This window comes from Helicobacter canis (genome assembly GCF_008693005.1).
Classification (GTDB): domain Bacteria; phylum Campylobacterota; class Campylobacteria; order Campylobacterales; family Helicobacteraceae; genus Helicobacter_B; species Helicobacter_B canis.
Map to the genome: position 1 here is coordinate 20112 of NZ_VXKE01000014.1, position 15440 is coordinate 35551.

The following is a 15440-nucleotide window of genomic DNA, read 5'->3' on the forward strand; positions in this document are numbered from 1 at the left end:
ACTCCTTAAAGATAAGATTATAAATGCTCTACATAGCAAGCCTTGCTAAAGCTAAGAAAAATTTTTAGCATATCGCTATGCTCTTTATAATGATGAGCGCGGATAATATCTGCGCCATTTTGCAAGGCGAGCAGATGCAAGCTTAGCGAGCCGCTTAGGCGGTCATCTGGATCTGGCGCATTAAGCAGCTCTCCAATGGTGCGCTTTTGACTAGCTCCTACAAGCACTCGTTTGCCAAAGTGCTTAAAATGTCGTAAATGCTGGATTAGTGCTAGATTTTGCGCGCTATCTTTAGCAAAGCCAAAGCCAATGTCTAAAATCACTTCCCCCGCCCCGCTAGATTCTAGTAGCTCAAGCTTGCGCGCGAAAAATGTATCAATCTCACTTAGCAAGTGCTCATAGTCTGCTAGGCTTGCCATAGTCTCTGGCGTGCCTTTTGTGTGCATTAGGATAAAATCCGCGCCAAAGTCTCTCACTACTGCTAGCATATCCTTATCCCCTAGCGCGCGGACATCATTGACTATGCGGAAGCCAGATTCTAGTGCAAATGCTGCGGTTTTGGCATTGTAGGTGTCAATGGAGAAGCGTGCCTTTGCGCCTAGATTCTCGCGCTTAATGTAGGCGCATACTTCTTGCAGGCGTGCGATTTCATCTTGCGCGCTAATTAGCGGCGAGCCCGGGCGAGAGCTTGCTGCGCCAATGTCGATAAGCCTAGCACCTTGCGCGATTAGCTCTTGTATGGATTCTATGGCACGCTCGCTTGTGTGGCGCGATGGCGCATAGAAGCTATCTGGGGTTAGGTTGATGATTGGCATAATTTCTGGGGTGCTCTTGCTAGAATCTAGCGTGCTAGATTCTAGGTGGGCTTGCAGGGCTTGGCTAAGGGATTTTAGTGCGAAAGGCTGGTGTTTGCACTTTGTGACAACGCGCTCAAGCTGGGATCTTGTGGCAATGAGCAGGGCATTGTAGGAGGGCTTTTCACAAAGCAGGGCATCTCTTGGCGTGGCGAGATCACCGCCTACACTAAGTAGCTCTTGCTTTAAAATATGCAGCTCTGGTGCTCGCAGCTCACGCAGGAGAAAGAGTAGGATCTCGCCCTTTTTGCGCATAATCTTTTCCCCCGTGCGATCAGCTCCAATGGATTCTAGCACCGCGTGTAAAAACCTTGGCTCAATCCTAGCGCAGAGCATTAGGCACTCGCTTATGTGTTTTGTAGTAGATCATTAGCAAGAGATTTAAGCAGACAATGTGCTTGGGGCGGTAGTTTTCTAGCTGCTCTAGTGCGCTATCAAACATCGCTAGCTCCATTTCACCAAGCTTAATGCCCTCTTTAGCCACAGAGTGCAAGATAGAGCCCACAAGCTGCCTGCCGTGGATCTTGCTATCTTCATTGTCCTTGGCTAGAGTGGTTATGTAGGTGTAGATAGATTCTAGGCTAAGGGTGGAGAGCGTGAGTGTAAAGGGAGTGATAGATTCTCTTACACGCTTGTCAGTTAGCAAGCAGCGCGAGCGAATAGTGGGGATAAGGGCGGTTTTATTGCGCGAGATTAGGATAAACTTGACATTTTCTGGTGGCTCTTCTAGGGTCTTTAATAGCGCGTTTTGCGCTTCTGTGCGGAAAGAGTGTGCCGCGATGATTAGGGTCTTTAGCGAGTCGGTGGCGATATGGGCTTCTGCGATAATATCGTGGATATGCTTGATTTGGATTTCGCTCTCTTCATAGATACGCACATCGCTAGGGTTTAGCGCGCTGGCAAAGTGCTCTACTTCTTCTTGTATGTCATTGACTAAAATAATCTCCCCTATCATAGCCCCTAAATCCCACTACTCAATCACTACGCGATTGAAGATACTCTCATATAAAGCTTTTTCAAATAATCGCAGCATTTCAATGAGCTTATAGTCTAAAAACTCATCATTAGCACGCAGCGCAAACGCCCCCCTAATGCCCTCGTCCATCACCCAAAACAGCCCATACTCCTTGCTTCTGCATAGATCAGCGATGTGGTTGTTGATTTGCCCAACATACCAAAACATATAATCCCCATAAGCAATATCAAGCATATTGATCGTGTTGTCTATGCTAGATTTTTGGATAGAGAGGTCTGTGCCTAGTAGGCGATTAAGCGAGAAGATAGGCAGAAGTGGGCGGTGAGTGCCGCTATAGTAGAATCTAGAGAGCGCGTAAGTGCCAAACCACTCTCTGCGCTCATCAGTAGCAAGCAGCAGTGTCCCACCGCGGACAATGTGCTTGATCGCGCCAAGCATTGTGTCAGCAAATAGTGCGCGGTCGATTTCTAGCCACTCTCTATCGTTTGCCCATTTTTTATACTCAAGGCGCATAGTCTCCAGTAGCCACGAGCGGAAGTCTGTGTTTCTCATAGCCCCTACTTATCTAGCTCATAGGCGTTATGCAGCGCACGCACCGCGGTTTCCGCGCTTTTTATGTTGATGACCATAGAGACTTTAATCTCGCTTGTGCTAATCATCATAATGTTGATATTCTCATTTGCCAAGGATTTAAATGCCACGCTCGCCACGCCAGAGTGGGACTTCATACCTACACCTACAATAGAGACTTTTGCGATATTGCAGTCATAGTCGATAGATTCTACATCGACTTCAAAGGGTTGTAGCACGACTTTGGTCTGCTCCACATCTGTTAGAGGGATTGTGAAGTCTATGTCTGTTTTGCCATCTCTGCCGATGGTTTGGACAATCATATCGACATTGATATTCCCGCTAGCTAGCGCGCCAAAAATCTCTGCGGCAATGCCCGGGCGGTCGCGCACATCAGCTATACTGACACGCGCTTGGTTTTTATCTAGCGCAATACCACTTACAATGGGCTGCTCCATAATGTTCTCCTCTGTTGTGATAAGTGTGCCTTCCTTTTGTGTAAAGGAACTGCGCGTTACAAGTGTTACGCCCCACTTTTTTGCCAGCTCTACGGAGCGATTAAGCAGGACTTTTGCGCCCATTGAGGCAAGCTCTAGCATTTCATCATAGCTAATCTTGTCGATTTTCTTGGCATTTTTCTCTATGCGTGGATCAGTAGTATAAACACCATCGACATCGGTGTAAATCTCGCATAAATCTGCTTTCATAGCACCCGCGAGTGCCACGGCGGAGAGATCGCTACCACCTCGCCCAAGTGTAGTGATCTCGCCATTTTTATCCACCCCTTGGAATCCAGCTACCACCACGATATAGCCCTGCTCTAGTAGTGATCTTGTGTAAGTAGAGTCGATAGACTCAATCCGCGCTTTTGTGTGGGTAGAGTCTGTCAAAATCCCAGCCATTTGCCCACTTAGTGAGATCGCTTTGTAGCCTTTAGATTCTAGTGCGATAGCAAGCAGTGCCGCGCTCACACGCTCTCCCGCGCTTAGAGCCATATCTACTTCGCGCAGCTTTGGCAGGGGCGTGAAGTATTTGGTGTAGTTGATTAGCATATCTGTCTGCCCGCTCATCGCACTCACTACGACAACTAGCTGTGGATTATTGTAGGAGTTTAGCGCGTCAATCACGCGGTTTGCGACATTCTCAATCCGCTCGCAATCTCCCATACTCGTGCCGCCATATTTTTGGACAATTAGCATAGCTCTGCGCTCCCTTGTGCTTGCCTGATAATGGGGAGAAAAAACGCAAGCACCTTATGATACACATCGCGCTTAAAGTGTGTAACGCGCCTAAAAATCTCTTCATACCCCACAAACTCATAGCGTGAAAACTCTGGCGTGTGGGCTACTAGGTTGATTCTAGCATTAGGCAAAAGTTTGGCTAGAAAATACCGCTGCCTTTGCCCAATATATGGGCGCATAGCGGTGATGACAGAGCTTGGGAAGTCATAGCTCACCCACTCTGGATACTCAGCTAGAATCTCCACCTCGCGCGTGCCTATCTCTTCTTCAAGCTCGCGCATAAGGGCGGATTCTGGGCTTTCATCAGCGTCAATCCCGCCTTGAGGGAACTGCCATACCCCTTGCATATCAATGCGCTCTGCTAAGAAAAATTCGCACACATCAGGGTAGCTAGGGGAGAGTAAAATCGCAGCGACATTGGGGCGGTAGAGAGTGGAATCCATAGCGACACTTTGCGTAAAAATAAGTGCGATTGTAGCCTAGAATGCTTAAATGCTAGCTTACAAGCTAGCCTAGGGGGTAGAATCTAGCTTGGATTCTGGTGCGCAAGACTCTGTGGATTCTAGTGGCTCTTGCTTTTGTAAGGTCGTTTTTAGTAGGACATTTTCGTATTTGACAATGCAGTTTGCCGCGCTTACGATTTCCTTTAACGCTTCAGTGCTAAAGGCTATGTCATTGAGCAGTGAAGTGGCTTGCGCAGAAGTGATTGCGCGGTCTTTGATTAGGTCTTGGATTGTGGTTATGGATTTGGTGTTGGTCTTTTTTAGAGCTTTTTTGATCGTTTTAATGCCCTCTTGGATATTGTCGCTCGCAAGTTTGCGCTCATTTGCAGAGAGTTTTTGCCCGCTTTGTGGGGTGTTTTCATCTTGGAGATGCTTTAGGTCATAGAGTGTGTTTGCTAGTAAGGCTCGTATTTGTGCGTATTGGGCTTGCAGGGCTTGGTTGCTTGCATTGGCGTTTTTGATAAGGCTTGCTTGGATTATTTTTAGATTTTTCGTGGCTTCGACAAGATTGCGCGAGGCTTTTTGGAGATTATTTATCTCTGCGCAAAGCACAGGATCGTGGGCTTGTTGGGCGCGCAAGTGCGTGGAGAAGTCGATGATGGAGTTGAAGATGTTTTTAATGGTTTTTTCATAGATATTTTCTAGCTTGGTAGCATCGATACGGGGCTTTGTATCGGTGAAGTAGGTAGAATCTAGCCTTTGGGTGAAAAATGTCCCCTTGCTTGTGCCAATGACTGCACTTAGGATTGTGATCGTGTTATCAAAGAGATGTAGCACTTCCTTTTCTAGGCATTCTTTGGCGGTGTTTGGGTAGGGGATTAGATCAAAGTCTAAATATCTTGCATAGTCAGTATCGTCTTTTGAAGTGGTGATAAATTTGCACAAAAATGCTTCAAACATAGGGATAAAGGGTGTCATCAAAAGCACGGCGATGACATTGTAGATAGTGTGAAAAAGCGCGATTTTTAGCGCGTAGTCATCGCTTTTAAAGCCAAAGAGATTGCTTGCAAGCTCGACAATCTCCTTAAACACAGGCAAAAACGCCATACACACAATGGCTATAACGACATTAAAGAGCGTGTTGCCAATGGCGAGCCTGCGCCCATCAACACTAGAAGAGATAGAGGCGATGAGAGCTGTTACCACGCCGCCGACATTTGTGCCTATCACAAGGGCTAGGGCGTCATTGTAGCTAATGCTCCCAGAGCTTAGAGCTAGGATAATGATCGTAAGCGTGGCGAAGCTTGACTGCACAATGGAAGTGATCAAAATCCCTACCCCAAAAAATATCAAAAACGCCCAGAATCCGCCAAATTTCGCCGCTGCGTTTAGGTCGAAGTTTTGGTAGCTTTCAAAGCCTGTTTTGATATATGCAATCCCTAGGAAGAAAAAGCCAATCCCAGCAAGGATATAGCCTAGGGACTTTAGATTCTTGTTTTTCATCAGCAGCAAAAGCACGCCAAGTGTGATGAGCGGCAGCCCAAGGGCGGAGACATTCATTTTCACCCCGATGCCCGCGATGATCCAGCCGCTTGTGGTAGAGCCGATGTTCGCCCCAAAGACAATGCCAAGAGCCTGCGCCAAGCTCACTAAAGAAGCAGAGAGAAAAGATAGGGTAAGGATTGTTACAAGTGTGGAGCTTTGCATAATGGCTGTGGCACTAAGCCCAAAAATGATCGCTTTTAAGCGGGTGTTGGAGAAGTTTTTGAGCACTTTTTCTAGCACGCCACCGCTAAAGCCCTTAAACCCATCTTCTAAAAAGAGCATTCCTAGCAGGAAAATCGCTAGCCCGGAGAAGAGATTTTGCGCGACTTCACTGCGCCCCATAAGCACGATCCCCGTGATAGAGATGAGAGCTAGAATGACCATTTTGTAGTAGGTGTAAATCTCTGTTTTAAAGCGTTTAAACATTGTAGTCCTTGCTTGATTTGAGTTTGGTAAGATTTTTGTAAAGTGTAGCAGATTTTAGCCGTGGGTGGTAAGGGCTGCTTGCTTAGGCGCGCTAGATTCTAGCTAGATCTAGTGTTGAAATGCGCGGTGTTGAAGTGCGTGGGGAGCTAGATCTAGGCTTGCTATCGCGGCGTATGTGAGCTGGCTTAAAGCTTAGGTTGATTATAATGCGTGCTTTATTTGGGCTTGACAAGGGAGACAAGGAGCTAAGATGAAAAAGTGGATTCTAGGGATTGGGCTAGGGGTTTGTGTGTGCGCGGTGTATGGCTTGGCTGGGGTGAAAAGTGCGAGCTATGTGCAAGACTCTAGCGAGTATGTCTCCTTTGGGATTGATATACACGATATTGATAGAGTGATAGAGAGCAATGCTACTTCACTTCTTGACTCACAATATGTCCGCACGCTTCAGGGTAAAAGACTGCTAGCAATCGCGGATATTGCTAATGAGACAAGTGAAGATATCGATGTCGAGCTTATGGCTAGGAAGCTTGCTAGAGCGATGAGAAAAAGCGGTAAATTCACGCTCACTAATGCTATTTCTGGCAGTGGTGCGAAAGCTGATAAGCTTATCATAGATTCTAGGAAGCTCACAAAAGACCCAACCTACAACCAATACACCACCCACGAGCAAGACACGCTCCAAGCCCCAGAGCTATCACTTAGTGGCAAAATCGCCCAAAAAAGCAAAAAGATAGGCGAAGTCGTGCGAATTGATTATATATTTTTGCTAACTTTGAGTGATATTAAAACAGGCAAGGTGCTATGGGATAATGAAGAGATCATCTCTAAAGTGGCAGATCCTAGTGCCTCTAGCGAGCTAGAGCGGCAGAATGCGCTAAGGCAGAGAGAAAAGGAGCTGCAAGCTCTAAGGGCGCAGTGCAAAAATAACGATGAAAAGGCGTGCGAAGCACTCTTTGAAAAAGGGGATATACAAGGACTGCAAAAGCTTTGTGATGAGAAAGTGGGCTTGGCGTGTATGTTTGTGGGGCTAGAGTTTCATTTGCAAGAGAATATAGCGCAGGCAAAGGTGTGGTTCAAAAAGGGGTGCGATTATAATGAGCCTAATTCTTGTGGTGTGATGGGGGATCATTATAAGAAAGCAAAGAGCTACACACAAGCTCTTATGTTTTATGTCAAAGCTTGTGATGGTGGCATTATGGATGCTTGTAGCAATGTGGGATTTTTCTATGAGAACGGATTGGGCGTGAAGCAAAATGCTATAAAAGCTCTTGAGCTTTATACTAAAGCGTGTGAAAATGGAATAGACGGGAGTGGCTGTGCTGCTGCTGGGTATATGTATTACTCTGGCGATGCTGGGGTGGCAAAAAATTATACAAAAGCAAGAAGCTTAACCCGTAAGGGCTGTGAGTTAAATGACACTGAATCGTGCCTTGGTCTTGGTTTTATGTATGAAAAGGGGAATGGGGTGGCAAAAGATGAAGCAAAAGCACTTGATTTGTTTGAAAAGGCTTGTAGTTTAGATGAGGGGAGAGGGTGTGTTAGTGCTGGGGCTATACTTCGCAAGAAGTTGCAATACGCCAAAGCAAGACAATTTTTGGAAAAGGGTTGTGAGCTTAATGATGAAATAGCGTGTTTTGGGCTTGCTATATCATATCAATACGGAGATGGAGTAAGACAGGATGTCGCGCAGGCACAAGAGCTGTATGGCAAGGCTTGCGATTTGGGCTTTCAACATGGCTGCGATCGGTATAAAAAGCTAAGAGACGAGAGGTATTGATCATCTAAAATTGATAGTAAGGAGCTAAGATGAAAAAGTGGATTCTAGGGATTGGGCTAGGGGTTTGTGCGTGCGTGGTGTGTGGGCTTGGAAGCACTGAGCTAGATATATTGAGAGAGCTGTGCGAAAGTGGGGACAAAAAAGCATGTGCAACACTTGTTGAAAAAGGAGATATGCAGGGGCTACGAAAGCTTTGTGATGAAAAAGTGGGCGTGGCGTGTAGGCGTGTAGGATATGTGTTTTTTGATCAACACGATATAGCACAAGCAAAGATATGGTTTGAAAAAGGCTGTGGGTTAAACGATATGCTTTCTTGCGGTATGTTGGGGACACTTTTTTTAGACGAAAATGATAAACAAGCATTTAGATTTTATGATAAAGCCTGTAATGGTGGTCTTGGACTTGGCTGTTTTCAAGTGGGGGTAGCGTTATATTTTGGCAAAATGGGGGTAGCGAAAGATTTAGTAAAAGCAAAAAGTTACTATCGCAAAGGTTGCGAGTTAAATTATGCTGCAGCGTGTTTTAATCTTGGTTTTATGTATGCAAATGGGGAGAGTGTGGCAAAAAATGAGACAAAGGCGCTTGATTTGTATGAAAAGGCTTGTAAGCTAGGTGAAAGGCAAGGGTGTGAAGCTGCTCTATTTCTAAATGGAGTGTTGGTAGAGTGATGCGTTAAAGAAAGACAATTTTGCGAGATAAAATTGTGAGGCATAACTTTTAATGATTAAACATAAAATCTAAAAAACGGGAAGCATTAGCTAATCAAGGAGCTAAGATGAAAAAGTGGATTCTAGGGCTTTGTGTGTATTAGCAATATTTTTTGTAAAATATTACACTAATTGCTTAGTGTAATAACTAGGCTGTTAGAGATGAGTATAAGGAGAGAACATGAAAAAGATTTTGATAAGTCTGCTGTGTGCCAGTATATATGTATGTAATGTGAGTGCCAATGAGGCAAAATCATCTGCTGTAGAGTCTCAAGAGATAGAAAAAAAATGCGTATCTGGTGATTTTGAAGCTTGCAATCAGTTGGAACAGCTATTTAGTGTTGATAAGCTTAAGCTTTTATGTGAGAGCGGTAATATGCTGAAATGTGGGCTTTTGGGGATCAAATATAAAGATGGTAACGGAGTAGATCAGGACTTGATAAAAGCAAGAAAACTGTTAAAGCAGTCTTGCGAAAATGAATTTGCCCATGCGTGCTATAAGTTAGCATTTATGTATAGTAAAGGGCAAGGGGTGAGGCTTAGCCACTCAATAGCTGCAGAATACTTTGGAGAAGCTTGCGATTTGGGGCACAGAGATGCTTGCCTAGCATATCATTTAGCAGATCAGTTAGCAAGACAACAAATGAGATAGAGCGTGAGAATTTGCCTGTTTGTTGGCTCTGCTACGTATATTGGGTTGAAATATGCCCATAGAGAATAGATGTGGGCAAAATCTTATCTAAGCAGCCTAGTTATAAAAAGCACACAAGGGTGGATTTTCTGTCGCATGATGTTGTGTTTGTCGGCAAGGCTTGTGATTTAGGCTTACAAGAGGGCTGCGATAAGTATAAAAAGCTACAAGATGCAGGGTATTAGAATCTAATCAAAAAGGAGCAAAAATGGTAGAACGATACGCAAGAGAGCAGATGAAAAAGCTATGGGATATGAATGCGAAATATTCCGCGTGGCTTGAAGTAGAAAAGGCGCTGGTGCGTGGCTGGAATAAGCTAGGGCTAATCCCTGATAGCGATTGTGAAAAGATATGTAAAAATGCGAAATTTGACATCGCTAGGATTGATGAGATTGAATCTGTTACCAAGCACGATTTAATCGCTTTTACCACTTCTGTGGCGGAGAGCTTGGGAGAGGAGAGCCGCTGGGTGCATTATGGGATCACTTCTAGCGATTGCATAGATACCGCTGTGGCACTGCAAATGCGCGATTCTCTAAAGATTATTTTAGATGATATAAGACAAGTGAGAGAGGCGATAAAGGTGCGTGCATATGAACATAAAGACACGCTAATGGTGGGGCGAAGCCACGGAATCCACGGAGAGCCTATCACCTTTGGGCTGGTTTTAGCGATTTGGTATGATGAGCTAGGGCGACATTTAAAGGCGTTAGAATCTACGCTTGAAGTCATCTCTGTGGGACAGCTTAGTGGGGCTATGGGCAATCTCGCCCACACACCTATGGAGCTTGAAACGCTAGTGTGCAAAGAGCTTGGACTTACACCCGCCCCTGTGAGTAATCAAGTGATACAAAGGGATAGATACGCTAGGCTTATGAGCGATTTAGCCCTTTTGGCGAGTAGCTGTGAGAAAATCGCCGTGGAAGTGCGACACCTGCAACGCACAGAAGTCTATGAAGCAGAAGAGTATTTTGAAAGCGGACAAAAGGGAAGCTCGGCTATGCCACATAAGCGAAACCCGGTTTTGAGTGAAAATATCACAGGGCTTTGTAGAATAATCCGCGCTTATGCCCTGCCTGCAATGGAGAATGTCGCGTTGTGGCACGAGAGAGACATTAGCCATAGTAGCGTGGAGCGATTTATCCTGCCAGATAGCTTTATCACCACAGATTTTATGCTAATGCGTTTAAAGGGGCTGCTTGAAAAGCTAGTGGTCTATCCAAAAAATATGATGAAAAATCTCAACCTTACAGGTGGGCTTGTGTTTTCACAGCGAATCTTGCTTGAACTCCCTAAAAAAGGCGTATCCCGTGAAGATGCCTATAAAATCGTGCAAAGAAATGCGATGAAAGTGTGGCAAGACTTACAAAATGGAAAGAGTGCGTTAAACGATAAGGGCGAGAGCTTATATTTACAATATCTTTTAGCAGATAGCGAGCTTGTGGGGCTTATCGGCGTAGCAGCAATCCGCGAATGCTTTGAGTTTAGCTACTACACAAAAAATGTAGATGCTATCTTTAAAAGGGTGTTTGGGTAGAGACTAAGAAAAAGGATAAAAATGCAAAAGAAAATGACATATTTAGAGGCAATAAGTTGTGTATTGCAAGATGCTACTGAACCGCTCAATTGTGGGCAAATTTGGGATTTAATAGTAGCAAGTGGATTGGATAAAAATCTAGTCAATGCAAGTCAAAAACCATCGAAAATGGTGTATGGTCGGATTTATAGAGATATGAGAGATAAGCAGGATTCTATATTTATGGTGGCTTCAAGAGCACCCACGACCTTTTGGCTAAGGGCGAGAGAGAATGAGCTGCAAAAGGGATTAGAATCTCTAATACAGACAAGCAAGACAAGTAACGAGAAGCAAAAAGGTAGGGGCTTTCACGAGCGGGATTTGCACCCGCTGTTTGTGCGCTTTGCAAAAGATTATTTTGATGTGTATGCAAAGACTATTAAGCACGAAAAGAGTAAAAAGACGCAGAGTGGGCAGGATAAGTGGAACTATCCCGATATTGTGGGGGTGCATTTCCCATTTAATGATTATAGTGAGAGAGAAACGCTAGAGCTAAGCCAGAATCTAAACTGCCGCGATTTTAAGATTTATTCCTTTGAGCTAAAAGTTTCACTTGATTTTAGCAATTTGAAAGAGAGCTACTTTCAAGCGGTGAGTAACTCTAGCTTTGCAAATGAGGGGTATTTGGTCATATTTGAAGAGCTAGATTCTGAAGTGTTTGATGAGCTAAGAAGGCTGCATAGTAGCTTTGGCATTGGGCTTATAAAGCTAGAGCTAGAGCCTACTGAATCTTCTGTGCTTTTGCCCTCTGTGCTAAGAAATTTAGACTTTAAAACCATTGATATGTTAGTGAATAAAAATGCGGATTTTAGGGAGTTTATTGACACGATAAATGGCGATATACAGACAAATGATAAAAGGCGGATTGCTCTGCAGTATTATGACAGGGTGCTTGATGATGAGAGTTTGGATAGGTATTTGAGTGAGAAAGGCTTAGATTCTCAAAGCTAGAATCTAAGTCTTAAACGCAGAGATCCCGCTATCTAGCTCTTTTGTCTTTTGCTCGGTGCTTTTTACGATAGATTCTACCTCGCTGCCAAGCTCCTTTGTGCGCGATGAGAGCTTGACTATCTGCTCGATTTTCTGGTTTAGGCTAAGAGTTTTGGCAAATACTTCTTCATTCTTTATAGCGATGTCGCTAGAAGCTTGTAGGCTTTGAGCTAAAAGCTCCTTTGTGCGATGTGCATTGCCGATAAGCTCCTTTGCCTGCTGGGCGACTTGCTCGGCTTCTTGCGCGGTGGTTTGGATTTCTTCACCTACTTCTTGTATGCTCTGCACGCTTGCATTTGTCATCGCAGAAATTTCATTGAGCGATTTTTGTGTGCGCTCTGCAAGCTTGCGCACTTCATCTGCCACGACTGCAAAGCCTCGCCCGTGCTCGCCAGCGCGCGCAGCTTCAATAGCGGCATTAAGGGCTAGCAGGTTTGTTTGATCAGCAATGTCTGCGATAAATGAGAGAGTTTGGCGCGTTTGGTCGGCATTTTGCACAAGGACTTTTGCACTTTCAAAAATCTGCTGATGATCTTGGCTTGATTGCTCCATTTTGCTTGCGACAGATTCTAGGTTGGCGATAAACTCATCTAGGGCATTTTGCGTGCTTGAGACACTTTCTACCATAGCAGCGATATTGTCTTTGACCCCTTGAGTCTGGCTGGCAATGTCTTTAGAAAAGCTATCGATGGTGTCAATATGCGCGACTTGTATGGCGGAGTTTTTGGAGAGCTCTAGGGAAATTTCATTGAGATTGTTGATAGTTTGGAGATTTTCCGTGGAGACATTTTTGGCGATTTTTATGGTGCTTTGGATTTTCTCTATGAAGCGATTGAAAAATGACGAAGTGATCCCTACTTCATCTTGCCGCTTTATGGCGATACGCTTAGTGAGATCGCCCTCTTTGGTGCTGGTGAGATCTTGTGCCATAGCGCGCAAGAATCCAAGCGGGCGGATCAGCTCCCGCTCAAAAAACACCCAAAGCCCGCTCAAAGCTATAAGACACGCCACAGCAGTGCTGCCAATGACCCAATACATACTCTGCGTGATCCCTTCGTGCAGCTCTTTGAGCGAGATTTTTAGCTCCATAACGCCCAGCACTTCATCTTTAGCCGCATTTGCGTGGCACATAAGGCAGCTATCCTGCGCGATTAGCGGCTCATAGAGCAGGGCGAAATCACTTGTATGCTCAAGCACAGACTCCTTTGTCTCAAACACCTTGCGCACCACATCTGTGGGCACAAGCGGATCTTGTATCGCAAAGAGCTCTACCACACTTGGAGCTTGATAGAGCTTCACATCTTCAACCCCGGGGATACTTTTGGAATCTTCCACGCTTGCTTCAATGGCGTCCCTTGAGCCGATATTCATACCTGCGCGGATTGTGTAGAAAATGGACTGGCTAAGCATATTTGCTGTATGGGTGGATTCTTTAGTGGCGAGCTTGTTGAAGTTGCTTTGCAGTAGGGCAATTAGCCCCACCACCCCCACGACAAAAAACACAATCAGTGTAAAAATCATTTTCGCGCGAAAAGTCTTAAGCATTAGCTCTCCTTAAATGCAATGTGCAAGCGATGTGGATATGGCAGCCCCTGATAGATTCTAGGGTAGCTGATTTTGACTTAGTTATGGCTTAGTATTTAAGCCTTAGGGCTTGGCAAAAAAGCGGTAGAAAAAGCCCGCGATGTTGCTTTGCTTGGTGCGTGATAATGCCAGCTCACCACTTTTGACATTTGTGGTGATCGTAGAGCCAGCACCAATGATCGCGCTAGATTCTATCTCCACAGGAGCGACTAGCTGGGTGTCGCTACCGATGAAGACATTTTGCCCGATAATGGTGCGATGCTTGCCCTTGCCATCGTAGTTGCAAGTGATCACCCCTGCACCTACATTGCTCCCAGACCCTATCTCACAATCCCCAAGATAGCTTAAATGCCCCGCTTTCACGCCCTCTAAATGCGCGGCTTTTGTCTCTACAAAGTTGCCGATGTGTGTGTGGGAGATGTGTGATTTGGGGCGGATATGCGCCATAGGACCGATGTCGCTATGCTCTATGACACTATCTTCTACCACGCTGCTTGCTTTGATATGAGAGTGCTTAATGACACTTTTGCCGCAAATGCGGACATTGTTTTCTATCTCGCACTCCCCTTCAAACTCCACCCACTCCTCTAGGTAAATACTCTCTGGCAGCCGCATAATCACGCCTTGATCCATCGCCCTTTGCCTAAGCTCTTGTAGGCGGATCGATTCTGCTTGGGCTAGCTCGCTTTTAGAATTGACGCCCATAAACTCGCGCGCATTGCCATAAAATGGCGCGATTTTGATACGATTTGGCGCACTAGATTCTAGCAAGCTTGTAGAATCTAGTGCGGCATTTAGCGCGATAACATCGGTGAGATAGTATTCTTGCTGCGCATTATCGTTGGTAAGTCTAGGCAGGCTACGCTCTAGCAGCCCTCTATCAAAGCCATAGATTCCGGCATTGACAAGTGTTATGGCTTTTTGTGCTTGATTGCAGTCTTTTTCTTCGATGATTTGCGTGATTTGCCCGCTAGAATCCACTAGCACGCGCCCATAGCCGCTAGGATTCTCCAGTGTGATCGTGCTAACAATAATTGGGGCTTGCGCTTGGGCGATTGTGGCGATGGATTCTGGGGTGATTAGGGGCATATCGCCATTTAGCACCACAAGCCGATCGTGTGCAAGATCGATAAGCTTCCCGCTAGAGTCCATTAGCGCGCCGCCAGTGCCGGGGAAATTTTGGCAATCTTGGGTGTGTAGCGTGATAGATTCTAGCTTACTTCCAAAATACTCGCGCAAATGCGCTTCTATGACTTCTTTTTGATGATAGAGCACGATATGCACATCATCACTTACTTGCAAGGCTGCTTCGGTGATGCGCGCTATCATCGACTTGCCGCAAATCCTATGCAAAACTTTGGGCTTATTTGACTTCATTCTGCTGCCAACCCCTGCAGCTAGGATTATGGTAGAAAATTTAGCCATTGTGCCCGCCTTTCTCCCCCTCCACACACTTCTCAAACAAATACTTATGCTCTTGTGGCAATGCTTCATATATAGCGTGCGCTAGCTCTTGTATCTCCCATAATGCGTGTTTGCTCGTGCGTAGTGTTAGGAAGTTTTGTAAGCTTCTTGCATTGATAGTCCAAGTAAGCTCGGTTAAGTAGCACTCTGGCATAGCATATTTAGCTACATCATTTGTCGTGCTAGAATCTAGCAATAACTCCTTTAGATTCTGCAATGCTTGGTGGCTCGATTGATTTACCTTGTCGTTATCTGTTAGCTTGATAAACTTGCTTGCCTGCTCTAGTGTGGATATATCTGCTCTTTTTAGCTCTGCTAGTGTGTATCTACTAGACTTTACTGAGTAGCTAGCGATTCTATGGCGAGCTAGCTCCTGTAAGCACGCGCGTGAAATTCCTTGTATAAAGAATGTGTAGCTTAAATGCTCTAGCGTGCTTGAGTGCTTATAAATATTCCCCACGCGATTGATAAGCTCTCTATCTTTCTCCCCACCACAATCACCCTTATCAAAGCTACTCCAGCAAGTGCGTATAGCGTGTGAGCATACTTCTAGTGGTGTGTGGTGTAGTAAGGTTATTGTTATTTGACTCATTTAT

Annotated in this window: 14 protein-coding genes and 1 pseudogene; 6 read left to right on the plus strand and 9 right to left on the minus strand. The window is 45.2% G+C overall.

Going from position 1 to position 15440, the window contains the following annotated elements; translation table 11 throughout:
* Window positions 1–17: 17 nt before the first annotated feature.
* The 6 genes from folP to F4V45_RS04555 form a co-directional block, all read right to left on the minus strand.
* On the minus strand, window positions 18–1190 hold the full coding sequence (folP, locus tag F4V45_RS04530; protein ID WP_246145054.1) for a dihydropteroate synthase: 1173 nt from the start codon (window positions 1188–1190) through the stop codon (window positions 18–20).
* The gene (locus F4V45_RS04535) at window positions 1177–1809 is read right to left on the minus strand and encodes a DNA polymerase III subunit delta' (RefSeq protein WP_023929843.1); all 633 of its coding nucleotides are present in this window, start codon (window positions 1807–1809) and stop codon (window positions 1177–1179) included. The genes folP and F4V45_RS04535 overlap by 14 nt, the downstream gene beginning before the upstream one ends.
* Before the next feature lie 15 nt (window positions 1810–1824).
* A complete protein-coding gene (locus tag F4V45_RS04540; protein WP_150337265.1) occupies window positions 1825–2382 on the minus strand; it encodes a HobA family DNA replication regulator in 558 nt (185 codons plus the stop codon).
* Between the two features lie 5 nt (window positions 2383–2387).
* Window positions 2388–3599 carry an aspartate kinase gene (locus tag F4V45_RS04545; RefSeq protein ID WP_150337266.1) on the minus strand — a complete coding sequence of 404 codons (1212 nt, stop codon included), beginning with the start codon at window positions 3597–3599 and terminating at the stop codon, window positions 2388–2390.
* Complete coding sequence (locus F4V45_RS04550) at window positions 3593–4084, minus strand: RNA pyrophosphohydrolase (protein ID WP_150337267.1); 492 nt, start codon at window positions 4082–4084, stop codon at window positions 3593–3595. Before F4V45_RS04550 ends, F4V45_RS04545 begins: the two co-directional genes overlap by 7 nt.
* 69 nt (window positions 4085–4153) lie before the next feature.
* Complete coding sequence (locus F4V45_RS04555) at window positions 4154–6055, minus strand: Na/Pi cotransporter family protein (RefSeq protein WP_150337268.1); 1902 nt, start codon at window positions 6053–6055, stop codon at window positions 4154–4156.
* Between the two features lie 250 nt (window positions 6056–6305).
* Here F4V45_RS04555 and F4V45_RS04560 point away from each other — a divergent pair, with 250 nt between their 5' ends.
* The 6 genes from F4V45_RS04560 to F4V45_RS04580 all read left to right on the plus strand — a co-directional run bounded on the left by F4V45_RS04560 (window position 6306) and on the right by F4V45_RS04580 (window position 11757).
* Complete coding sequence (locus tag F4V45_RS04560) at window positions 6306–7832, plus strand: LpoB-related protein (RefSeq protein WP_150337269.1); 1527 nt, start codon at window positions 6306–6308, stop codon at window positions 7830–7832.
* Window positions 7833–7861: 29 nt separating this feature from the next.
* Window positions 7862–8500, plus strand: coding sequence for a tetratricopeptide repeat protein (locus F4V45_RS04565; RefSeq protein ID WP_150337270.1), 639 nt, complete (start codon window positions 7862–7864; stop codon window positions 8498–8500).
* Window positions 8501–8720: 220 nt separating this feature from the next.
* Window positions 8721–9191: a tetratricopeptide repeat protein gene (locus tag F4V45_RS04570; RefSeq protein ID WP_150337271.1), complete on the plus strand. Its 471-nt coding sequence runs from the start codon at window positions 8721–8723 to the stop codon at window positions 9189–9191.
* A 71-nt stretch (window positions 9192–9262) separates the two neighbouring features.
* The gene (locus tag F4V45_RS09445) at window positions 9263–9415 is read left to right on the plus strand and encodes a hypothetical protein (RefSeq protein WP_170235173.1); all 153 of its coding nucleotides are present in this window, start codon (window positions 9263–9265) and stop codon (window positions 9413–9415) included.
* Window positions 9416–9438: 23 nt separating this feature from the next.
* Complete coding sequence (gene purB, locus F4V45_RS04575) at window positions 9439–10767, plus strand: adenylosuccinate lyase (protein WP_150337272.1); 1329 nt, start codon at window positions 9439–9441, stop codon at window positions 10765–10767.
* Between the two features lie 21 nt (window positions 10768–10788).
* Window positions 10789–11757: an HTH domain-containing protein gene (locus F4V45_RS04580; protein ID WP_150337273.1), complete on the plus strand. Its 969-nt coding sequence runs from the start codon at window positions 10789–10791 to the stop codon at window positions 11755–11757.
* Window positions 11758–11976: 219 nt separating this feature from the next.
* Here F4V45_RS04580 and F4V45_RS10045 read toward each other — a convergent pair.
* From F4V45_RS10045 to thyX, 3 genes and pseudogenes are all read right to left on the minus strand, one after another.
* A pseudogene (locus F4V45_RS10045) lies at window positions 11977–12750 on the minus strand (methyl-accepting chemotaxis protein); the annotation flags it as partial.
* 693 nt (window positions 12751–13443) lie between these two features.
* Window positions 13444–14805: a bifunctional UDP-N-acetylglucosamine diphosphorylase/glucosamine-1-phosphate N-acetyltransferase GlmU gene (gene glmU, locus F4V45_RS04590; RefSeq protein ID WP_150337275.1), complete on the minus strand. Its 1362-nt coding sequence runs from the start codon at window positions 14803–14805 to the stop codon at window positions 13444–13446.
* Complete coding sequence (gene thyX, locus F4V45_RS04595; protein WP_170235184.1) at window positions 14798–15427, minus strand: FAD-dependent thymidylate synthase; 630 nt, start codon at window positions 15425–15427, stop codon at window positions 14798–14800. Before thyX ends, glmU begins: the two co-directional genes overlap by 8 nt.
* Window positions 15428–15440: the final 13 nt, after the last annotated feature.